Genomic DNA, 21,400 nt, shown 5'->3' on the forward strand with positions numbered 1-21,400 from the left:
AGCCTCGTCGCCGCCTCAACGTCCTCCCATGCGCCTCCGCGTCGTTTCGCTTTTCGTCTTTCTGCTTTCGCTCGCCGCATCGCTCGCGGAAGCCGCCGACGTTTCGTTTGTGCGCGTCTGGCCGGGCTGGCGCGATGCGGATTCGTTCGACAGCATTTCCGAATATTTCACCGGCAAGGAAAACACCGGCCGCCGTCTCACGCTCCGCACGCAACCCGCGGAACGCGCCGGCTTCTATTTTCTCGTGCGGTTGACCAACACGGGTCCGGCAAACGCCACCGCAAAGTTTCGACTGCAGGTCATCCTGCCGGATTCGCCCGCGACGCGCACCTTCGACTTTCCCGCCACGTTGCCCGCAAAGTCGGCCGTGTTTCAACTTGGGCTCACCGGCACGGACTGGCCCGACGCGAAGATTCAACCCGTCGCGTGGAAACTGGAGTTGCTCGGCAGCGACGACGCGGTGCTCGCGACCGAACAGAGTTTTCTGTGGTCAATGCCGACGCCGACGGCGCGCGGCGACGCGCAACCGTGAGCGCGTCCGCCTGGCCGCGTCTCGCGCTCGAAGGAACGCTGACGCCCGCCGTCCTCGCCGAAACGCTCGATGGAGGACAGGCGTTCCGCTGGCAACGCCAGCCGGACCACACCTGGCGCGGGGTTTTCGGCCCTCACGTTGTTCAGCTCGCTCTCGATGCGCGCGGCTCGTTGCGCTGGACCGCCGACGATGGTGCAAACGCAGCCACCACCCGCGCCGCGCTCGATCGCTATTTCAACGCCAACGGCAATGCCCGCGCACTCGCCGACCAACTACCTTGGCGCAGCGATGCGCACCTTGCGCGCGCGATCGCGGAGTTTCCCGGTTTGCGCATCCTGCGGCAACCGTTCGGCGAAACCCTGCTCGGGTTTCTTTGCAGCGCGACGAAGCAGATTGTGCAGATCAAGCAGATGATGGCGCTCCTCGCGACCCGTCACGGCGTGCCGCTCCCCGGCGGGTTTCACCGATTGCCCACTTGGGCCGAGCTCGCCGAGGTCCCCGAAGCCGAACTGCGCCGCTGCCTGCTGGGATTTCGCGCCCGGTATATTCATGAAACCGCGCGCTTCCTCGCCGCGCATCCCGGCTGGCTCGACGAGACCGAGACGCTGCCTTATCCGGTCGCCAAGGAGCGGCTGTGCTCCTTGCCCGGCGTCGGCGAAAAAGTCGCCGATTGCGTGCTGCTTTTCGGCGCCGGCCGTCTCGAGGCGTTTCCCGTCGACGTGTGGATCATCAAGACGATGGCCGAGCGCTACGGACTCCGCGGCTGGAAACCTCCGCAGATCGCGCATTTCGGCCGCGTGCATTTCGGGCCCCTGGCGGGACTGGCCCAGCAGTACCTTTTCGCGTTCGAGCGCCGCGCCGCCGGCCGCTGATGCGGCACGCGGCGCGCGCACGAACCGGCTCACTTTGCCTTCTGGATCAGCTCCACCTCGTAGCCTTCGGGCGCGTCGATGAACGCGATCACCGAGCCGCTGCCGGTCTGTGTCGGACCGTCGCTCAGCGCGAAGCCTTTTTGTTTCAGCTCGGCCGCGAACGCCGCGAGATCTTCGACTTCGAACGCGAGGTGCATCAGATCCGGCTGCACCTGCACACTCGGACTGCCGGGCAGCTGACAAAGCTCGATCTCCTCCTCGCTGTTCGGCGTCTGCAGAAACACGAGCTGGGCACCGCGCGGCGAGGTGTGGCGGCGGGCGACCTTCAGGCCGAGAGCCTGTTCGTAGAACCGCACGGTCTTCTCGAGATCGTTCACGCGCATGCGGGTGTGGAGGAGCTTTTTAACCATGCCGCAGACGTTGATGACGCCGCCGAAAAAATCAATGGGCCGATCGGACCGGGTAGCGCTGTAAACACGGGGTGAATTGAGCCCTCTCCAGCGCTTCCAACTCGACCGGATCGGCTCGCGAGCGTGTAAGGCGTGGGCCCGGTATGACGTAAGGTAATTTCACCTACGGTGAATGCGGGCATTTACCATGAACGCCCTTCGCTCCTGTTGTTTTCTGCTCCTGGCCGGCCTCGGTTCGCAGCTCCATGCCGCCGACTACTATCTCGGATCGTCGGCGGCCGCCCAGCCCGGTGTCACGGTCGCCGATCTCACCGCGCTCAACGCCCTCTCCTTGCGCCCCGGCGATCGCGTTTTCTTCCAAGCGGGCGAAACTTTCGCCGGCACGCTCGAACTCAACAGCGACGACGCCGGCACGCCCGCCGCGCCGGTCGTCATCTCCAGCTATGGCGCCGGCCGCGCCACGATCGCCGCCGGCAACCGCTCCGCCATCAAAATCTACAACGCCGCGGGGTTCGACATCAGCCGCTTGAACCTCGTCGGCGCCTCCGCCGCCACCAGCGCCGGCAGTGGGATCGACGCAGGCGTCTACCTGCCCGACAACACCAAGCTGCCCTATCTGCATTTCACCGACATCGCGGTCTCCGGCTTCAAGAACGGCGTCGAGATCTGGGCGTGGTATTCGACGAATACACCGGCCTGGCCCGGCTTCCGCGACGTGAAGCTGGTGCGCGTGGAGGCGTTCAACAACCGCAGCGAGGGCATCAAGACCTGGGGCACCTGGCGCCCCGATGGCAACGGCACCAAGTTCTCGCATGAGGATGTGGTCGTCGCCCACTGCACGGCCTACGAAAACCGCGGCGATCCCGCGTCCACTTCCCACACCGGCAGCGGCATTGTCCTTTCGGGCGTCGATCGCGGCACGATCGAATACAGCGTCGCCCACGACAACGGCGGCTACGGGCCGACCACCGGCGGCGGACCGTTCGGCATCTGGACCTGGGAATCGCGCGCCGTCACGATTCAATATAATCTCGTCTACAACCAGAGGAGCTCGAGCTCCCTCGACGGCGGCGCCTACGATCTCGACGGCGGTTCCTCGAACTGCGTCATCCAATACAATTACTCGTATAACAACGAGGGCCCCGCGATCGGAATCATCCAGTTCAGCGACGCCTCCCCGCTGGTCGGCAGCGTCGTCCGCTACAACATCTCCGAGAACGACTGCCGCAAGAACACCCAGGGCGTCGTCTACATCGGCGAGTTCTCCGAACCCTACGGCATCAAAGATGCGGACATCTACGGGAACACCTTTTTCGTCAGCGCCAACCCCCGCGGCGGCAAACCCCCGCTCGTGTCCGTGCAGAATCACGATGACATCGCCGGCGTCCGGTTTCGCAACAATCTGTTCATCGCTTCGCACAACGGTCCGGTCATCGCCGGCATCACGACGAACCCGGCGAAGGCATTGTATCAAAACAACAACTACTGGGGTGGCACGTTCGACCTGGCGAAGTTCCGCGCCGGCGGACAGGAGACGCTGAACGGCGTTTCCGTCGGCTTCCGCGTCGATCCGCAGCTCCCGGACGCGGGTCGGGCAGGCGCGCCGACCTCCGCGACCGAGTTGCCCGCCCTCTCCGCCTATGTGCTGCCCGCCTCTTCGCCGCTGGCGGGCCGCGGGCTCGACCTGCTGGCGCTGTTCGGCGTCACACCGGGCGTCCACGATTTCTATGGCGTGCCGATCTCTTCAGCAGCGCTCGATCTGGGCGCGTCCGCCGTGAAGGTGATCGTTTCCCCCGTTCCAGAACCAACTCCAGAACCGAGCCCGGAACCGGTGCCGGAGCCACCGGCGGAAGAGCCGGTCCCGAGCACACCCGAGCTGGCGATCAACGACACCTTCTCCGGTTCCGGCAGCCTGTCCGGCCGCACGCCGGACACGGCAACGCATCAAAACAGCCGCTGGTCGATCCTTTCCGGCACCACCACGATCGGCGATGGTCTCGCCAGCACCAACACGAGTTTTCGCGGGGTCATCGAGTCGGGTTTGAGCGACGGGGTCGTCGAGTCCGCCGTGGTGCTCACGACCAGTTGCACGGGCGTGATTCTGCGCTGCAGCGACAGCTCCAACTACCTGCGCCTGCAGCTAACGACCACCGCGCTGCAGTTGCAGCAGACGGCGGCGGGCAAAACCACCACCCTCGCCTCGATCCCGCGCGCGTTCCCGCTCGGCGGCACCTACGTGCTGCGCGCGGTGCTCGCCGGCAGCACGATCGCCATCTCCGTCGACGGCGTCGATCTCGGCAGCTTCACCGCCGCCTTCAACCAAACCGCCACCCGTCACGGTTTGCTGGCCGTCAACAGCGGCTGGCACCGTTGGGATTCCTTCACCGTCAGCCGTTGAGTCCGCGCGCCGGCGGCCGCCGTGCGCCGCCGGTGAGAAATTGATACGAGTCGAGCAGCCGCGGCGGACAGATGTGACGCAGCCAGCGCTTCAGATGCTGCGGGCTGCGCCAGGATCTCACCAGCGGCAGGCCCGCCCGCGCGCAGAACCGGTTGTAATAAACCCGGTTCATCCGCACTTGTTCGTAGACGCTCACCTTGCTCGCCACGGTGTGGGAGCGTGGATGCCGGCGCCAAAAGGTCTGCGGCTCCTCGAGGGTCACCACGTCGCCGAAATGCGGCGCGATCAACGCGAGCCTCGCATCCGGCCAGAGCGCGAGGCCGTCGTCGTCCGCCAGTGGCAGCCGCGCCTCAAGGTAGCGGCGTCGAAACGCGAGCGAGCTCGTGGGGTAATAAATGTTCACCTCGTGCGTCGCGTAAATGTGCTTGAGGTAATCCGTGGCGTGCCGGCGCTCGTCGTATTCGCAGCCCAGCCCATGACCATTGGCATCGATCTTCCACAACGGCGCCTGCACCATGATCACGTTCCCCGAGCGCTCGAACGCCCGCAGATACTCCGCGACATGCCGTGGACCAAACGCGTCGTCCGCATCGAGCAGGAAAATAAATTCTCCCGTTGATGCCGCGAACGCCGCCTCGATCGCGCGGCCCTGATTTTGCATCGGCGTTCCGTCGCCGCCCCTGCCTTTCAACACCCGAATGGCCGCGCCATAGCCCGCCAGAATTTCGCCGCTGCCATCCACGCTGCCATCGTCAAACACGATCACCTCCTCGGCCTGTCGGGTCTGGCCCAGCACGGACTCCACGCACTCCCGCAGAAAGGGAGCGTTGTCCCGATTGTTGATCAGCACGGAAACGCGGACCATGGCGATGAATTGACCGGAATTGTCAGAATTGGTCGCCCGCCTTAGGACGAAATTCTCGAATATAGATATCAGCCACCCGACCTTCTCCGGACAATCGGGCGTGTTGGAGCAGCCATTCTTCCTCAGGGGCCGGGGCGCCGACCGCATGCAGTTTCACCCACACGACCTTGCGACGGCCCTGCACCAGCGACTCGATGGATTCCGGCACCCGGCGCTGCCCGAGTTGGCCGATCCACACCACCATGTCCGCCGCCGTATCTAGATAACGTGCCAGCGACATCGCCCCGGTCGGAATCGAATGCACGAGCACCAGATCTTGAGCCACCGTCGCCGCGCTCACCTGGCGCGCCGCGTCGCGGGTCGGCTGGCTGCTGCGGCCCCGGCTTTTGCCGATGCTGCCGATACTCGGAATCCAGAATATCACTACGGCCGCAGCCGCGATCCACGCCCACCGCCCGCGCCAGGTCGCGATTGCCGCACCGGCGAGCAGGCACGCCGCCGGCACGGCTGTGGTCGCGTAGCGCGGATACTCGGCGACATAAGTGCCGCGCACCACATCCGCGACGATCGGCCCCGTGACCGCTGCCCCAAACCACGCCCACACCAGCACCGCGCGCCAACTGAAAGGCGACTCCGTTCTCCGGCGCAACGCCCACGCCAGGCTGCCGCCCACGACGACGAGCGCCCCCAGCTCAGCCCACCCGCGCGCATTCCACAGATAGTGTCCCTCCCCGCTGAAGGGACGCGCAAAACCCTCCCACACGACGCGCAGCAGCTGGTAATCCGCCGAGCGCCAGCTCACCCAATCCTGCGTGATGCGCCACCGAGAAAACACCTCCGGCAACTGCACATACCAGGGCGCGATGAGCACAACCACGCCTGCCACTCCGAGCGCCATGGCCCGCCAACCGGCGAGCCCACGCTGCCACAAAATTGCCGCGAGGAACGCCGCCCACGGAAAAACAAAATAGTAGTGCACCAGCAGTCCCGCGACCGAGCCGGCGATCCAAAGCGACATCGTGCGGGGCCGCGCCCCGTTTTCGCTCCAATCCCATGAGGCGAGCGCCGTCACGAGCACACACAGCCACCACAACGCATACATGCGCCCTTCCGTCCCGTAATATAACGCGAGCGGCGACGCCGCGAAGAGGCCGGCCGCGATCCAGCCCGCGCGTTCGCCCGCCAACCGCCGTCCAAGCGCGAAGACCAACGGCACGCAACCCAGCGCGGCGATCATCGAGAAGGCGCGCAGCGCGAAGTCGCCCGTCCCGAAGATCCGCAGCCAGCCATGCAGCAGCAGATAATACAGCGGCGGGCTCGTGTCGGACAGCCGCACCGCCCGCAGCACGTCCGTCCAGCCGGCGCCGCGTTCGGGAAACGTCATGTATCCACGAAACCACTCCACCGGCACCGCCTCCGGCGGTTCCACGAAGTCGCCCCGGGCGGGATCGGCCAGCCGCGCGGGATGCTCGACGCTGTGCCCCGTCGCCATCGCCAGCGAGAACACCTCGTCGGCCCATAGCCCGCTGCGCAGCGCGATGCCGGTTTGCACCGCCGCGGTCCCGCCCAGCAGGAGAAGCCAGAGCCAGATCCGTTTCACGTGAGGACGGATTCCGTGGCGGGCATCACCCGCAGTTGTGCTCCCCGCCCCCGGCGCAAGTCCCGATACGGTCCGCTGCCCAGCCAGCGACGTCGCCACAGCCCGGCCAGCACCTGCCAGTAACCGCCGCCCACCCGCACCAGCCGGAACGACGACGTGCCCATGCCCGGCGTGCGATTGATCCACGAAATCGGAATCTCTCGCACCTTGTAGCCGAGCAACCAGGGCTGGATGCCCGTCTCCGCATTTACGGCGAAGCCGGGCTGGCGCAGCACCAGATCGTCCACCACCTCGCGCCGGATCAGTTTGAGATTGTTCGTCACATCGCGAAACGCGCAACCCAGCAGCCAGCGCGCGAGCGTGTGAAAGCCGCGATTCGCCACGATCTTCATGAAGGGATAATTCAGCAGCACGCTGTGACGAGAAAACCGGCTGCCCATCACCACGTCGTAACCGGACGCGGCCGCATCAAACAGGTCGCGAAACTCCGGCAGCAGGTGTTGGAAATCGCAGTCGATCGTAAGCACGTAACGGCCGGTCGCCGCCCGCAGGCCTTCGACGATCGCGCGTCCGACACCGTGCGGCGCTTCACGGAAGATCGGCCGCACCCGGGCATCCTGCGCCGCCAGCGCGCGCATCGCCTCGCGCGTCCCATCCGCGCTGCCGTCGTCCAGCAGGATGATCTCGTGCACATAACCCCCATACAGCTCCAGCAATCGCGTCACCAACCCGCCGACATTCATCTCCTCGTTCCGGCACGGGACCACGACAGACACCGCACCCCGCAGAGAGGGGTGCACCGGCAGCGGCTGCGCGGACTCCGGCCGGCGGCGCGGCGGTTTCTGCGCGTGCAACAGGATCGACCCTGCCAGTCGCGACACCAGCGGCGCGTTCTCGAACAGGATGGAAAGGTTCTTGAACCACCAGACCAGCGAGCGGGTCAGCGGCGCATAGACGAAGTCGTTATAAACTGAATACACGCGCACGAACCCGATCTCCGACACCAACTCATACAATCGGGACCGCGCCAGCAGACGGCGCGGATCCTTCCGTCCGATCAGCGCGCCGAGCGCGCGCCGGAGATTGAGCACGGGATTCCACGGATTGCTCTCGTAGAAAATCGCCTCACCGCCCGGCGCGAGCAGATCGAAGACAACCTGCAGCAGGTCCGGAGCGATCTCACGGTCGAGCAGGTCCATCGCGACGATGCAGTCGAATTGCCGCCCGGCAAGAACGCCGGGGAACCCGGACGCCGACACCTGCTCCACGCCCTCCTGCGCGGGAGCCGCCGTGAAGCTGAGCACGGTGACCGGATTCCCCCCGCGCGTCACCTTGAGCAGCGCCCGGGTGAACCGGCCCTCGCCACCACCGAGCTCGAGAATCGTTTGTCCCGGCAGCAGATGCACCGTGTGGCGCACGCTCTGCGCCCGCCACAACAGGCGATCGTCCGCGATCGGATCGCGTTCGCGCCAATACCGGTCGCGATAGGCTTCGCGACTCCGCAGTGTCGCGAGCAGCGCGTCGGTGATCGGTATTGCATTCGCCTGGTCCGCCGTCATGACGCCTCCTCCTGGCCGGGCTCCACGCGCCGGTAAATGCGCGCACCGCCGATCGTCTTCACGAGCCGCCAATCCTTCGTCTCACCCTCCACCGCCGGCCGGGCATAGCGCTCCGAAATGTCGAGAAACTTCAGCTCATCGACGATCACCCAACGCACAGGCACGGTGTCGAGCAGGCGCCGCGCCTCGGCCGGATCGTGCGCCATCGGCGGCATCACCGCGGGCAGCCTCGTCCAGAGATAGCACAGATGCGGCGAGGTGGTGGCGACGACGTCTCCCGGTAACGCTTCGCGCCCCACCCAGCGCACTGCCTTTTCCCAATCGACCCACGCCGGTCCATAATAGAACAACCGCGGCGCCGTGAGGCCACGGCCGGGAACGAACGTCGCCGGCTCATAATGGCGTTGGCGGAAAACGAAGTAAGCCGCCGCCAGCTGCACCAGAACGACGACGCCGCAAAAACCCACCACCGCCCAACGCGCCAACGCCGTCCGACGCGGCTGCGTCCCGAGCCACTCCCACGCACGTTGCCCGCCGAGCACCGCCGCGATCGCCAGAAAGGGGATCAGCGGCGTCAGGTAGCGCGCAAACTGCTCCGGCCAAGGCGTCGTGCAGACGAGCGTCATCGAGCTGACGATGAGCAACAGCATCGGACGTTCGCGGCGCGCGAACAACACCGCCCCACCGACCGCCACGAAGCCAAACAATATGTAAAGCGGCATCCGCGCCCAACGATTTTCCCAAACGTGCTGACGCACGTTTTCTTCGCCCGTGCCCAGGAAAGTCGCCCGCCAGAACCCGATCGATTCACTCACGCACTCGCCCACCGCCGCCGGCATCGCGGCCAAATTCTCGAGGACGCGCTTCGCCCAAACGGCGGGAGTCGCCGGGCCGAGCTCAGGCCGGAATGGATCCGCCAGCGACATGTTTTCGGCGTAAGTGACATTGTAGAACTGGTAATTGGCCCGCTGATACGCGTAAGCGGGATGCCGGTAGTCTTCGCTCTTCCGCACGGCCGCGATATGCGTCTGCCAGGCGAGAAATGGCACCGCTGCCAACAGCGCCCGCAGCCCGGCCCGTCGCCAGTCGCGGCGCCACAACGCCTCTGCGACCCAGGTCGCGAGCAAGGTGATCCCCGCCGAACGCAGCAGAAACGCCGCCGACGCGAGCCCGAACGCCGCCGCCTCCCGCCCGCGCGTCGCCGGAGAGACGGCGAGCACGCCGACAAACCCGACGCTCGCGAGCGCAAACGGCAGCTCCGTGAACAACAGATCGGAATAAAGGTAGGTGTTGGCCTGACCCAGCGTCAGCAGCACCGCCAGCACCGCGAGCCCCGGCGGCAGAAGACGGCGGGCAAGCGCCAAGGCCGCGATGGCGTAAACCACGAAGAGAGCCGCAAAGGTCCCCCGCAGCCACGGCCCGACTACGGCCGGATCGCTCGTGCCCAGTGCCTTTTGGTGCAAAGCCACGATCGCCGGCAGCAACGGCGGATATTGCACGCCTTCCGGCGCGCCGGGTTCACTCAAGATGCGATACCCGTGTCCCTCGGCGAGCGAGGTCCCGAGCACATAATAGACCGCGGCATCGTAACGCAGATCGATCGGGCCGCGCCAGCGCACCGCCCACAACGCCAGCGCCGCCACCGCCACCACCGCGTAGGTCACGGGCCGCGTCCAGCAGGCCCGCCGAGCCGGCGCGCTGGCCGGCGCCCGCTGTATCGAAGATTCCATGACGAGATCCTGGCTCATACCGGGGGCCGGACCGCCTCCCACGGATGCGCCGGACCGATCTCGTCGGCAGCCGCTGGCTTCAATGCCCGGTGCCGGCGCCGGCCGGCGAGCAAATTGAAAATGCCGAGCAGACATCCGGCCAGGCCCGTCTGGCCGCCGAGCAGCAGGCAAAGCACCGAGAAGATCACGAGCCGGATCGTCCCGGTCGGGCTGAGGTCGCCGAAATTCGCCTCCGACCAGTCCCAGGTGGCCACCGCGCCCAGTAGAATGCCCGCCACCGCCAGCACTCCGCCCGCCACCAGCAATCGTTCGAACATGCTGCGCTCCTCCAAAAACCACAGCCGCGTCACCGGCGGATGCAGCCCCACTTCGACCGCCATCAACTTCGCGAACGCCGCAAACAGCAGCGATTGATAACCGATCACCACCGCACAGGCGCCATAAAGCATCGTGTGATAATCGAACTTCACGCCGAGCAGCGAAACCGGCCCAAACGCGAGCAGCGTGGTGACGATCGCGCCCGCCAAGAACAGCACCGCGCCCGGTACGCCGAAGAACCAGCGCGGACTCATCAGCAGGTAAAGCCGCAGGCTGCGCCACCCGTCGCGATAAGTCCGCAGGTGCGGCGCGCGATCCCGGCCGTCAGGCGACAACGTGGTGGGGACCTCCGTGATTTGCAGCCCGTGCATGCCGGCCTTGATGATCATCTCGAGGGCGAACTCCATGCCGGGACTCTGCAGATCGAGCCGCTCGACCGCCGCCTTTCTGAACCCGCGCAGCCCACAGTAGAAATCGCCGCACGTGCGGCAGCGGAAAAACAAACGCCCGACGGCGCTCAGCACCGGATTTCCGAAATAACGATGCGAGGCCGGCATCGCCCCGGGCCGGATCCCGCCTCGAAAACGGTTGCCCATCACGAGATCGAAACCCGCCCGCAGTTCCGCCACGAACGGGGCCAGCGCGGAAAAGTCATAGCTGTCGTCGGAGTCACCCATGATGACGAAGCGACCGTGCGCCGCCGCGATGCCGGCCGCCAGGGCGGCTCCGTATCCGCGGATCGGAACCGGCACCACGCGCGCCCCCATCCGCGTGGCGATCTCGCGAGAACCGTCCGTGCTCCCGTTGTCGGCCACCACCACTTCGCCGTCGACGCCATGCGCCGCGAGAAAAGCCTGCGCCTTCGCGACACACGCCGGCAGCGTGCGGGCTTCGTTGAGACACGGCATGAGAATGGTCAGCTCGATCGACATGTAACCTCGCTTTCGCACGGCACCGACACGCTTCAGCCTGCGCCCGTAACGCGGGCCCTTTCTGGGCCCCGAATACCGGCACCGGTTGAACCGCCGCGGCCGCGGTTGAGTTCAGTCGATCAGGGCGGTCAGTTGTTCCGACAACGCGCCGCTTACGTCCGATAAATCCCCCAAGCCAGACGTCAGGCTTTCCCTCACTACCCGCTAAACTTCCGGGAAAATGACGATTCATCAGCGGTTTCCACGGCATCGACACCGTGTAGCGTCAGGGCGACCGCTCAGCCGAAGCGCCTGCACCATAACGCCGACCTTCATCCCTCGTGTATCCTCCAAACGGTTACTTTTCCCAGCTGGTGCCTTTCGCCAGTGGCCTGAATGTGCTTGGACGCAACTCCGGGCGAGGCATCAGGCTTTCCCCGATTTGTGCGAAGGACGGCGTCCGTGCCAAGTCATGGCGTGACTTCCGCTGAGATTCATGGCAGATTCGTGAACGTCGAAACCGTCTTTTCCATGAAATCTCCCGTCCTTGGTGGCGCCCGTCCAGCGGGAGGCGCGCCCGTTTCAGACGAAGATTCCGAGACGACGTTTACTTTAGCGATGAAATCCTGCCAACGAGTGTCGATTAGAGTCTGCGCCGTTCCTGCGTGATTTCGAACCCCACCATTCTTCTGGTCGACGACGACGAGATGGCCCGCGAGGTCATCGGCAACCTCCTGCGCCGCGCGATTCCGCAGGCCCAGGTGACGTGCGTCGAACATGGCGAAGCGGGTCTGGATTTTTACCGGCGGCGTCAGCCCGATCTGGTGATCACGGACATGAAGATGATCGGGATGTCCGGCGCGGAGTTGATCGCGGCGATTCGCGAGACGGACCAGATCACGCCGCTGATCGTGGTTTCGGGCGCGCCCGAAATCGTCCCCACCGCCGGAGCGACGGAGGTATTTCAGAAAACAAATTTCCGGCAACTGGTGGAGCGGGCGCGCGAGTTGGTGAGTCTCAAGCCCGCCGGCGCCGCGCCGCTCACGCCCGCCACCTGCGCTCACCCCTGAGCCGCGACGGCGCGGTCGAATCTCGTATCCACATTCTGGTGCTGCAGCGCGGCCGGATCGCCGGCCAAGATTATGGCGTCACCGCCGCTTCAAATGGCGTCGCCGGAAATCCTTCGCGGTTGAACAGGTTTCCAATCGGATGCTCCTGCCATCCGTAGCGGACGAAGCGCGGTGCCGAGACCTGTGGCGAGGAAACAACCACCGCCTCTCCGTGAATGTGCGCCTCGGCCGGATGAAACACGCGATCCTCACCCGCCAAAGTAAAATCCAGCAGCTCCGGCGCCGGTGCCGTGGCCGAGACCGGCTTCGCCCGCCAGGCGAAGCCGAGATAGTCCTGACGATCCCGCTTGGGCTGACTCTTTTCCCATTCACGCGAAACCAGCCCGCTGCCGATGTCCTCGAAGTTGATCCGCACCGAGCGCCCTTCAATCTGGACGCGTTGCGGATTCGGCCCGCTCGCCACCACGGAGCGCCCGTAAGTCCGCTTAAGCGCGAGCGCCGCCAAGCGCTCCCCCACCGGCTTTTTGGGGATCGGATGAACGTCGCACTCGTGTCCGAGATCGCTCGTCACCACCAGGCCCGTGTTCTCCACGTGCTGCGTCACATAACGCTGCGATTCCCGCAGGAGCGCACTGTTGCTTTCGGTCGGATGATCGACCACCGCCCGATAAGGCGCGATCTGCACGATGAGGAAGGGGAACGTAGTCTGCCAAAGCTTCCGCCAATCCGTGATCAACGCCGTCAACAAATCGCGGTATTGGTAGCCGTTCCCGATATTGGCTTCGCCCTGATACCAGATCACGCCTTGGAACGTATACGGAGCCAGCGGTGCGATCATCCCGTTGAACAAGCTGCTCGGGGCGACGGGCGCGAATGGTGGCGTGGCTTTTCTCCTGGCCTCGTCATCGAGCCGCGCAAACGCCGCCGACTGCTCCTGGTAAGCTTTGAGGCGCTTCTGATAATTCGTGCGATAACGCTCCGCCGTCGGGGTCGGATCGAGCGCTTCACGAGACAACCAGGTTTCCGCATACGTGCCGCCCCAGGATGTGTGAATAATGCCGACCGGCACGTTCAGTTCCCGGCTCAGCTTCCGCGCGAAAAAATAACCCACCGACGAAAATTCCCTCACCGTCTCCGGGCTCGCCTCCTGCCAGGTGCCGCGAACGTCCTTTGCGGGCTGCTCCGGCTCCATCGCGCGTTGCACGGTGAACATGCGAAGCGTCGGCGCCGGGGCCTGCGACAGGGCGTCAGCGAGATCGTCGGCGCTGTTGTCCTGTCCCACGCGGCGCTCCATGTTCGATTGGCCGCTCGCGATCCATACTTCGCCGACCCACGCCCGCAGGGACTGCATCGCAGCTTCCGACTTCACCTCGAGCGGAAAGGGCCCGCCCGCGTCGCCGCTGGGAATGTAAACTTGCCAGCGGCCGGCGCGGTCCGCTGCCGCCGTTTTCTCCGCTCCGCGGAAACGCACGGTCACGTTCTCTCCGGGCTCCGCCTGCCCCCACACCGCGACCGTGCGTTCGCGCTGCAGCACCATCCCATCCGAAAACAGGTTCGCCAAGGCCGCCTTCCCGTGAGCGGAGACCGCGAAGACCGTCAGGATTGCGCCAAAAATAATTGGAGATCGCAGGAGGAGTTTCATCGTTCGCATGGGGTTGTTTAAGCCTGGTCTGAGGGGATTGCCGCCGCGGCGCAATTGGCTGCGATGACCCGTTCGAGTTGATCGAGATCGCTCGGAGTGGCCGAGCCTCCGCGTCGGCCCCAGCGCAGTCCCTGTTCGCTCGGCAACAGCCCTTGGTTTACGAAGCGCTGGGCGACGACTTCGATGCCGTCGATCCATCTCGCCGTCGGACTGGAGGCCGCATGGTCGTGAACGCAGTGAATCGTCCCTCCAGCCACATGGAGCAGCGCGTTCATTTCCACAAAGCTCGCACACTGCTCCAGCCCGACGCTCGGGATCGCGACCGGTTCACCCCTGATTTCCGCGATCGCCCGGGCGATGGCGCGATCGTGCGAGTCCAACGAATCGGCGGCGATGGCCTCCACCTTGCCGTTTTTCCAAACCACCGTGGCCGCCCCACGCTGCAGCGCGACGGTCGCATGACTGCAGTGCAAGCTTTCCACCGGATCGATCGTCGGCGTGCACGCGTGCGAGAAGGCGATGCGAAAGACGACGCCGCTGTCCAGCGCGCCGCGCGCGAACACGGTATCCGCACTTTCGATATCATACACCCGATACAGCTCCGCCTCCACCGAAGACACCGACGTCCAGCCCCACACGGCATCGCTTCGTCCCCAAAACAACAACCCGTGAACGTAGTGCGCCATCGCGTTGCCAAACACCGAATCGAGGACGAGCTGGCCGTCCAAGCGTAAACGCCCCGGCCAGCGCGCCCGGCGGTAATAACCAGTCGGCCTCGGCCAGAAGCCCATCACGTCCACGCGCCGAAGCTCGCCGAATTCTCCACGCGCGAGGCGGCACTTCAGATCGTAGCGAACCGGATCCGCCATTTCGTTGAACCCCACGATCGCGGCTTTTCCGACCTGACGCTCCCGAGCAAGCATCGCCGCGAACTCTGCCGGGGCCAAGGTCGGAGGCTTCTCCAAGTAGCAACGGATCCCGCGGCCGATCGCCGCCGCATGATCCGCAGCGTGAATTGTCGGCGGCGAGGGAATGAAGGCCAGATGACAGCGATCGCCCGTGCGCTCCAGCATTGCAGAGAAATCCGAAAACAAGGGAACCCCTCTCTCCGTCAGCCGATATTGTCGTTTGGTGCGTTCGCCGGCCTCGCTCGGTTGATGATCGCAATAGCCGAGCAGCCGGCAGACGCCGTTCTGTTCCGCCGCCCAAATCGCCCGATGGTGCACCCAGGCGAAACCGGTGAGACCGTTGACTACAACGCCGACGGGAGTGGACATGGGAGGATCGCGGAGACACGACGCTGCATCCCTCGACCCTTACCCCCGGCGCACCTCCTGCAAACTACAGGAACATGGCCGGAAACAGCCTCAATATGGCCAATGCGACGCCCCCGCTCAGGACGCCTTGGAGTCCGAGGTCTGATAGAACTCGTTACCGCGCCACTCCGACGGAGACATCCCGACGTGCTTGCGGAAAAAGCGGTAGAACTCGCTGAACCCTTTGAAGCCGCAGAGCGCCGCGACTTCCTTGTAACTCAGATGAGTCGACGACATCAGCCGGCAGGCTTCCTGGAGTTTCAATCGCGCAAAGCTGTCGTTGGGCGACTCCCGGCGCACCTGCAGAAACAACCGCCGCAGATGCGCGGGTGAAACGTGGAGCGCGTCGGCGACATCCTGCGCCCGCACGCCTTCGGCCAGATGTTCCCGATACCACTGGATCGCCTGCAACACGCGCTCGGCGTTCGGATCGAATCCGGAAATCAACCCCAGATGCCGATCGTGCCGGAGAATGAGCTCAGAAATACGAAGCATGCCGACCTCGAACGCGATCCCGCTGGTCGGCATCGGCGATCGATAATGGCCCTCCATGTAAGCGTAGATGTCGCCAATCTCCGCGATATCGTCCGCCGTGAGCTTCACCGCAAGCATGCGGGTCGGCGGCAGGGAGTTCTCCAGCAGCGGATGCAGGGACGCGAAATGAAAAACGAACACCTCCGTCGGCTGGTCCTTGGGTCCGTCCCAACAATGCCGGCTTTCCGGCGGCATCAGCCACAGCGTCTCGCCGCGCCGCGCAGAAGCGGCTGCCACGCGCCCGCCGTAAATCAGCGGATGCATCACGCCGCGATGAACGACCATGATCTCCCAGTTGTTGCGGCAGTGGTCCCGCGGGTGCAGGTCGACCGTGCCATACCTTCTCAATCCTTTGCTCAGGTAACGTAACACGAGAAAGACTCCAGTGGACGCCCGGCACCCTTCCTGCGCAAGGCGCTATTGTTCGCGACGCTTCATTCCGGCGAGACCGCCTGCCACTCCACCAGCCGAATTCCGCGCGGATCGCCTCCCATCTCTTCAAAGAACCGCACGCGGTTTTTCCCCGCGCGAAGCCATTCAGCGGGCACGTGATAGAACTGCTGGCTCGGAGAACCCGGCGAGTCGAAGTGCATCACCTGGTTATGCTCGGTGTGAATCACCGCCGGCGCCTGCGAACGAATCAGCCAGTAACGGCCGAAGCAGCGACCGTTGATCCACGCGAGACCCTTGCCCATGCCGCGCAAATCGAGCGCGACGGGCGCGTCGGATGGCGTCCACTCGAACTCCATTTCGAACCAACGCAGCGGCGCATCGAAATCGGCCTCGCCGTGAGGTCTCCAGCTCAAGGTCGCGTCGTTTCCTTTCATCGGCAGCTCCGCTCCACTCGCGAGCCACGGGTGGATCTGCCAGCCCGTGATCGCGCAACTTGCATCGCCCGAGCGCCAGGTCGCGCTGCCCCAGAATCCTTTTCGTTCTTCGGCCATGTTTCTCCGGCCGGCCTGCCAGTCGCCCTTCACCAACCCGAGCGAGCAAACCAGCAGCGCGAGCTCGTGGCTCCCGGCGGAGAGGCGAAGCTCGAACCGCTGCCGATAATCCGGTCCGTCCCACGGCCCGCGATCTTCGATCAAATGACTCGCCGACACCGCCACCCGCTCGCCGTCAACGAACACCTGAAAGATGTCGTTGATCCCGACGAGTTCCAGCACGCCCTCAGACTCGCAGTCGGCCGGCACGTCGAGGCGGGCTCGATACCAGGCATAATCGCTCCAGTTTTGCGTGAACGAAAGCTGTTCGCGCGGCTGCCCGATTTCGATCCAGCCTTCCCGCGGAATCGCTTCCACGCTCACGCTGACCGGCGAGAACGCGACGCCCCGATCGACGAAGCGGCGCTTCGTCGCGTCGCGCCCAAGGGCGCCTTCCACCCGCCAGCGCTCCACCCCATCGGCGAGCGCGACCACCGTCTGGCCCGGCAGGCGCCACGTGCGCCCGCCGTATTCGAGCACCATCGCCGCGCTGCCAGCCGGAGCATCGTTGAACAAAAAGGTGAGGGAGCGCTCTCCGCGTCGATAAATCCTCACTCCGGTCTTCGACGAGAAATCATGCGCTTCCGGCAGATCGTTTTCGACGAGGACATCTTCATATTCGAGCAGCACCGTGTGCAGCGATTTCAGCAGATCGTATTTCGCCGACGGGCAGCCGAACTCGTCGATGGCGGCATCGAAGTCGTACTGCGTTACCTGCAGATACATCGCCTGACGCCCGAAGTTCGTCCCGCCGTGCCAGAGAAAATAGTTTATCCCTTTGCCACCTTCGGCGAAAAATCGCGCCGAACAAAAGGTCATATCACTCGCCGGACGCCAGGCGCGCGGCAGTCCCCAAACCTGATACCACGCCATCCACGCTTCGGTCCAGAGACACGGATACGCGGGCGCCCATTTGCGAAAGGCCCGTACGAAGGGATGCGCGAAACCCGAGTTGATGGTCGGCACAGTCCCCGGCACCTGATCGAGCGCCGCCATCGCGCCGTCGTCGCCGGCCGGATTGCACGTCGTCAGGGGAACACCAGCGCCATAACTGGCGAAGAGATCGCGCAACCATTCGAGATAGGCGACACCCTCCGCGCCATACGCAGCACTGATGTTGGCAAACTCGTTCTCCACCTGAAGCGCGATAATCGGGCCGCCGTTCGGACGGAACAGTGGGCGGATATACTCGAACAAATAGTCCAGCCAGCGTTTCACTTCCGCGAAGAACGGCTCGTTGCGGGTTCGAAACCGGATGCCGGGCACCTCGCGTAGCCAGGCCGGAAATCCACCGAAGTCCTGCTCCGCGCAAATATACGGACCAGGACGCAGGAAAACATACAGACCCTCGTCGGCGGCACGTTGGCAAAACCTTCGAAGATCCAGATTGTCGCTAAAATCGAAGCTGCCCCGCACCGGCTCGTGCTGATTCCAAAAAACGTAGGTCTCTACGCAGTTGAGGCCGGCGTCTTTGGCGGACCGCATCAACGCCGGCCACATCGCCGGCGTGCTGCGGGGGTAATGGATCGCTCCGCACAGCAGCAGCCGCCGTTTCCCATCGATGATACAGGACCGGGAATCGATTCTCAGTCCTCGATCCATCGGCGATTCCGGTGCTGCAGCTGGTGCGGATGATGTAAGCATGAAAGATGCGTGATTCAGGGAGTGCGGATGACGCTCCAGGTGCCGCTCAACGAACGGCCGATCGTCAGGTTTTCGGCGACGATTCCGGGGCCGCCCGAAATCGAAGGATAGGCGGCGACGGTCACCGTCACGCCGGTCGTGGCGCTGTTGGTGATCGAAATGCCGTTTCCGATCGCTCGCGTGTAGGTGTTGTCCTGACCGCGCGGCTGCGGCGCGACCACGGTGACGAGCGTAACCGTGCCCGAAGTCAGCGGCTGCTGCACCAGGGCGATGTTGAGGTCGTGATTCACCGTCGAAGGCGTCGTGTTGGAGCCGCGGCGGATTCGGTCCTCGTTGGTGAGTTGGACACCCGGAACCTTGACCAAGTGCGTTTTCCCGAGCCCGCCGTTGGTGCCGAACTTCACCACAAAACCCCGGCCGCCGCTCCACGGGCTGCCGGTCGCCGTCACATCCGGAAACGGAACTTCCCAAGCCGCGCTGAACCAGTCCGTCCCAGTGATTCCAGGAGTGTATAACTGCCACAACGACGCGGCCTGCCAGTTCGTGGCGCCACCCTCCGGATCGAGTGAGGAAATCTCATCGACGATCACCAGCACGCCTTCGAGCGTCAGAGCGAAGCTCCGTTTCAGTGTGTGATCCCAGGTGCCGTAGTGATCGAACGTCGCCCGTCCGTGACTGAACTGTTGCGCCGGAACATCCGCGACAAACGTGTCCGTGGCACCGCTGGCGAGATCGAACACCGGATGCGGAGTCATATAATACCAGGTGTCATAAACGCGATGCGCCTGCGTCGGCACGCTCGCGAGCGTCGTTTGCGTGGCGTCGTTCTTGCCCGGTCCGCCGTCGAAACGCAGCTGGATCCGATACGGCGGGAGATGCGAGCCGGCGGACACAACGGACTTATAGTCGATCCGCAGGTAAGGATATTGCGCGACGTCGATCCCGTTGGGAAAGAGCGCAGCGAGATTGCGCAGGCTATATCCCGTGCAGGGCGAGTTGAAGCCGATGACGAGCGAGCCCGTGCCCTGGGTCTTGTCGGTCGTGTCGATCGCGAGATCGCTGCCCGTCCAGTTGGCCGTGGCGTCGCAGGCATTGATCAGGGAAACGCTCGATCCGTCGCGACTCACCAGCCGGAGATTGTCCAACTTTATATCCGCGTAGTCGGTCGCGCTGGCCGTCACCGCGAGACTGAGGGCGTCGAGATGAACGATCGAGGACGCGTCCGGTGTCGCCCGATTCCAGCTGAAATCGCCCAGATTGAACGTGAGCGTGTGCCACTGTCCGTCGGAAATCGGGAGGTCGGAGACGGTGACATTGGTCGCCGACGAGGTGGTGAGCGGAAAAAGATCGTTGCCCGAGGTCTGGCGGAGCACGACCTGATTTCCGAAGTAGTCTCCCTGTAGATACCGTCCGTAATTATAGAACAATGGCGACTGCTCGACTTCGTAATAGCCGATAGAGCCGCGCTTCGAAGGATGGCTGTGATCTCCCGTCGCCACGTCCATCATCGCGATCGGTGCATCGGGTTCGGAGGTCGGCCGCACGACCAGCTTGGCCGGTCGATCGACGCTCGTGCCGGCGACCGGCGGGCGATAGGTGATCAGTTCAGAGCCGCGCAGCGGATTCGTCGCCGTCGTGTTCGGCGTCATGATCCATTCCGGCAGGACGACGGCGTTGGCGTTGAACCATTTCAGCTGCGTCCACATCTTGCGCGCAATGCCCACGAGTTCGCTCGACGAAACGGCGGTCACTCCGTTCAGGGCGGCGAGGCGTCCGACGCGCTCGACGAGATAAATGAACGAGGTGTTGGTGTGATGCACCCACGCGCCGAGCGGCGGGGTGAGCGGATTCACCGTGGAACTGAGGAAAGGCGGATCCGAGAGAAACTCCGATTCGAAATAGCTATCGCCGTAGATCGGCAGATATCCCGCCGGCGAGACCAGCCACGCGTTCTTGGCGACCGTTGTATAGAAGCTGCTGGAAAGATCGGCAACGTTCGGGTTCGTCACCGGATCGGCGTCCGTCTTGCCGAGGATATCCGCGAGGTTGAGGATGGCTCGCAATCCGATGCGAGTGTAGTTGGACGAGTTTTCGTCCGGCTCCACATGCGTCATCAGATCGTTCCAGTAGTTTTCGACGATCGTCGCATTCAGCGCAAGGTGCGCCTGGGTTGCGCTCAGATCAGCGGGGCTCAGACCGAGGCCGGTAAGGGACGTCGAGCCGTCACCATACATTCGATACAAAACGAAATTCCCCATCAGGATGCTGAGCTCCCGATTGCCGTAGCCCAACAGCCGGCGGGTGAGCAGCAGATTCGCGTGCGGCACCAGCTCCGAAGCCATCCGCCGGACAAACGTGCCCTCGAACGTTTCGCCCGTCGTCGCCGCCGCCGGGTTCACCGCCGAGAGCGCCGCGGGATCCAGACTCTTCAACAGGAAAACCGCCCGACCATACGGCCCCGGGACGAAGACGTCGCTCTTCAGCGTGGTCGTCGGCGCGGAGGTCACACCGCAGGCGTTGGTCACCGTATACGGAATATCGTGCAGTTGAATCTGCAGCTGAACCAGCGAGGAAACGTAGGCGAGGTAGTCGGCAGTCGACGCAAAATCGCTCAACCCGAGCGACGACTGCGACGAGAGAATCCGCGATGCGTCATAGCGATAAAGCTGGAGCGCGCGCAGCGACACGTTGCCCAACTCGGAAAGGTTGGTCGGTGGGCTGGAGGTCGGATTGCCGCGACCGACCTTGCCGGAGTTATTCTTGGCGGTGATCACATCCCAGACCGTCGCTTTGGCGAAGGGCGTAGCGAAATCGGGATTCGCGGGCGGGGTCCAGGCGAAGGTCAACGGGGCGGTCGCGAGAACGCAGAGCAAAGCTGCGGCGAGGTGGCGGATCGGCCACCGGGGGTTTTGGTTTTTCATGGGGGAGCCTGCGACGGAGTGGGAACTTCAGGGAAAGCCGACGCCCCAAACCTACGGCGGCCTCCTCGCTTGGCAGAAGCACCCAGACCGGGCCA

Annotated in this window: 15 protein-coding genes; 4 read left to right on the forward strand and 11 right to left on the reverse strand. The window is 64.4% G+C overall.

Features of this window, described 5'->3' with window-relative positions; genetic code table 11:
* The first annotated feature begins 28 nt into the window (after positions 1-28).
* Both AC6RV7_RS03080 and AC6RV7_RS03085 read left to right on the forward strand, forming a co-directional pair.
* Positions 29-532 carry a hypothetical protein gene (locus AC6RV7_RS03080; RefSeq protein ID WP_500092433.1) on the forward strand — a complete coding sequence of 168 codons (504 nt, stop codon included), beginning with the start codon at positions 29-31 and terminating at the stop codon, positions 530-532.
* On the forward strand, positions 529-1,404 hold the full coding sequence (locus AC6RV7_RS03085) for a DNA-3-methyladenine glycosylase family protein (RefSeq protein ID WP_500092434.1): 876 nt from the start codon (positions 529-531) through the stop codon (positions 1,402-1,404). Before AC6RV7_RS03080 ends, AC6RV7_RS03085 begins: the two co-directional genes overlap by 4 nt.
* A 29-nt stretch (positions 1,405-1,433) precedes the next feature.
* Here the strand turns inward: AC6RV7_RS03085 and AC6RV7_RS03090 are convergent, their stop codons facing one another.
* Complete coding sequence (locus AC6RV7_RS03090; RefSeq protein WP_500092435.1) at positions 1,434-1,814, reverse strand: VOC family protein; 381 nt, start codon at positions 1,812-1,814, stop codon at positions 1,434-1,436.
* A 187-nt stretch (positions 1,815-2,001) separates the two neighbouring features.
* Between AC6RV7_RS03090 and AC6RV7_RS03095 the strand changes: the two genes are divergently transcribed.
* On the forward strand, positions 2,002-4,212 hold the full coding sequence (locus tag AC6RV7_RS03095; RefSeq protein WP_500092436.1) for a hypothetical protein: 2,211 nt from the start codon (positions 2,002-2,004) through the stop codon (positions 4,210-4,212).
* On the opposite strand, the gene AC6RV7_RS03100 is transcribed toward AC6RV7_RS03095, so the two are convergent.
* The 5 genes from AC6RV7_RS03100 to AC6RV7_RS03120 are packed head-to-tail and all read right to left on the reverse strand — an operon-like array spanning position 4,202 to position 11,216.
* A complete protein-coding gene (locus tag AC6RV7_RS03100; protein ID WP_500092437.1) occupies positions 4,202-5,077 on the reverse strand; it encodes a glycosyltransferase family 2 protein in 876 nt (291 codons plus the stop codon). The genes AC6RV7_RS03095 and AC6RV7_RS03100 overlap by 11 nt on opposite strands.
* A gap of 22 nt (positions 5,078-5,099) precedes the next feature.
* Complete coding sequence (locus tag AC6RV7_RS03105; RefSeq protein WP_500092438.1) at positions 5,100-6,677, reverse strand: glycosyltransferase family 39 protein; 1,578 nt, start codon at positions 6,675-6,677, stop codon at positions 5,100-5,102.
* Positions 6,674-8,236, reverse strand: a complete 1,563-nt coding sequence (locus AC6RV7_RS03110; RefSeq protein ID WP_500092439.1) for a glycosyltransferase — start codon at positions 8,234-8,236, stop codon at positions 6,674-6,676. The genes AC6RV7_RS03105 and AC6RV7_RS03110 overlap by 4 nt, the downstream gene beginning before the upstream one ends.
* Positions 8,233-9,966: a hypothetical protein gene (locus AC6RV7_RS03115; RefSeq protein WP_500092440.1), complete on the reverse strand. Its 1,734-nt coding sequence runs from the start codon at positions 9,964-9,966 to the stop codon at positions 8,233-8,235. Before AC6RV7_RS03115 ends, AC6RV7_RS03110 begins: the two co-directional genes overlap by 4 nt.
* A gap of 14 nt (positions 9,967-9,980) precedes the next feature.
* Positions 9,981-11,216: a glycosyltransferase family 2 protein gene (locus AC6RV7_RS03120; protein WP_500092441.1), complete on the reverse strand. Its 1,236-nt coding sequence runs from the start codon at positions 11,214-11,216 to the stop codon at positions 9,981-9,983.
* A 644-nt stretch (positions 11,217-11,860) separates the two neighbouring features.
* Here AC6RV7_RS03120 and AC6RV7_RS03125 point away from each other — a divergent pair.
* Complete coding sequence (locus tag AC6RV7_RS03125; RefSeq protein ID WP_500092442.1) at positions 11,861-12,265, forward strand: response regulator transcription factor; 405 nt, start codon at positions 11,861-11,863, stop codon at positions 12,263-12,265.
* A 70-nt stretch (positions 12,266-12,335) separates the two neighbouring features.
* Here the strand turns inward: AC6RV7_RS03125 and AC6RV7_RS03130 are convergent, their stop codons facing one another.
* The 5 genes from AC6RV7_RS03130 to AC6RV7_RS03150 form a co-directional block, all read right to left on the reverse strand.
* Entirely contained in the window at positions 12,336-13,907 is a 1,572-nt protein-coding gene (locus AC6RV7_RS03130) for a sialate O-acetylesterase (protein ID WP_500092443.1), read from the reverse strand.
* 17 nt (positions 13,908-13,924) lie between these two features.
* Positions 13,925-15,184: a Gfo/Idh/MocA family protein gene (locus tag AC6RV7_RS03135; RefSeq protein WP_500092444.1), complete on the reverse strand. Its 1,260-nt coding sequence runs from the start codon at positions 15,182-15,184 to the stop codon at positions 13,925-13,927.
* A gap of 117 nt (positions 15,185-15,301) precedes the next feature.
* Entirely contained in the window at positions 15,302-16,129 is an 828-nt protein-coding gene (locus AC6RV7_RS03140) for a helix-turn-helix transcriptional regulator (RefSeq protein ID WP_500092445.1), read from the reverse strand.
* A 62-nt stretch (positions 16,130-16,191) separates the two neighbouring features.
* Entirely contained in the window at positions 16,192-18,384 is a 2,193-nt protein-coding gene (locus AC6RV7_RS03145; protein ID WP_500092446.1) for a beta-galactosidase, read from the reverse strand.
* 14 nt (positions 18,385-18,398) lie between these two features.
* A complete protein-coding gene (locus tag AC6RV7_RS03150) occupies positions 18,399-21,305 on the reverse strand; it encodes a hypothetical protein (RefSeq protein ID WP_500092447.1) in 2,907 nt (968 codons plus the stop codon).
* Positions 21,306-21,400: the final 95 nt, after the last annotated feature.

The organism is Opitutus sp. sgz309028, from assembly GCF_059821195.1.

Excerpts from the sequence above, each read along its gene's own strand:
- AC6RV7_RS03080 (WP_500092433.1), top strand. The coding sequence starts at position 29 with ATGCGCCTCCGCGTCGTTTCGCTTTTCGTCTTTCTGCTTTCGCTCGCC.
- AC6RV7_RS03090 (WP_500092435.1), bottom strand. The coding sequence starts at position 1,814 with ATGGTTAAAAAGCTCCTCCACACCCGCATGCGCGTGAACGATCTCGAG.
- AC6RV7_RS03095 (WP_500092436.1), top strand. The coding sequence starts at position 2,002 with ATGAACGCCCTTCGCTCCTGTTGTTTTCTGCTCCTGGCCGGCCTCGGT.
- AC6RV7_RS03100 (WP_500092437.1), bottom strand. The coding sequence starts at position 5,077 with ATGGTCCGCGTTTCCGTGCTGATCAACAATCGGGACAACGCTCCCTTT.
- AC6RV7_RS03110 (WP_500092439.1), bottom strand. The coding sequence starts at position 8,236 with ATGACGGCGGACCAGGCGAATGCAATACCGATCACCGACGCGCTGCTC.
- AC6RV7_RS03115 (WP_500092440.1), bottom strand. The coding sequence starts at position 9,966 with ATGGAATCTTCGATACAGCGGGCGCCGGCCAGCGCGCCGGCTCGGCGG.
- AC6RV7_RS03120 (WP_500092441.1), bottom strand. The coding sequence starts at position 11,216 with ATGTCGATCGAGCTGACCATTCTCATGCCGTGTCTCAACGAAGCCCGC.
- AC6RV7_RS03130 (WP_500092443.1), bottom strand. The coding sequence starts at position 13,907 with ATGAAACTCCTCCTGCGATCTCCAATTATTTTTGGCGCAATCCTGACG.
- AC6RV7_RS03135 (WP_500092444.1), bottom strand. The coding sequence starts at position 15,184 with ATGTCCACTCCCGTCGGCGTTGTAGTCAACGGTCTCACCGGTTTCGCC.
- AC6RV7_RS03145 (WP_500092446.1), bottom strand. The coding sequence starts at position 18,384 with ATGCTTACATCATCCGCACCAGCTGCAGCACCGGAATCGCCGATGGAT.
- AC6RV7_RS03150 (WP_500092447.1), bottom strand. The coding sequence starts at position 21,305 with ATGAAAAACCAAAACCCCCGGTGGCCGATCCGCCACCTCGCCGCAGCT.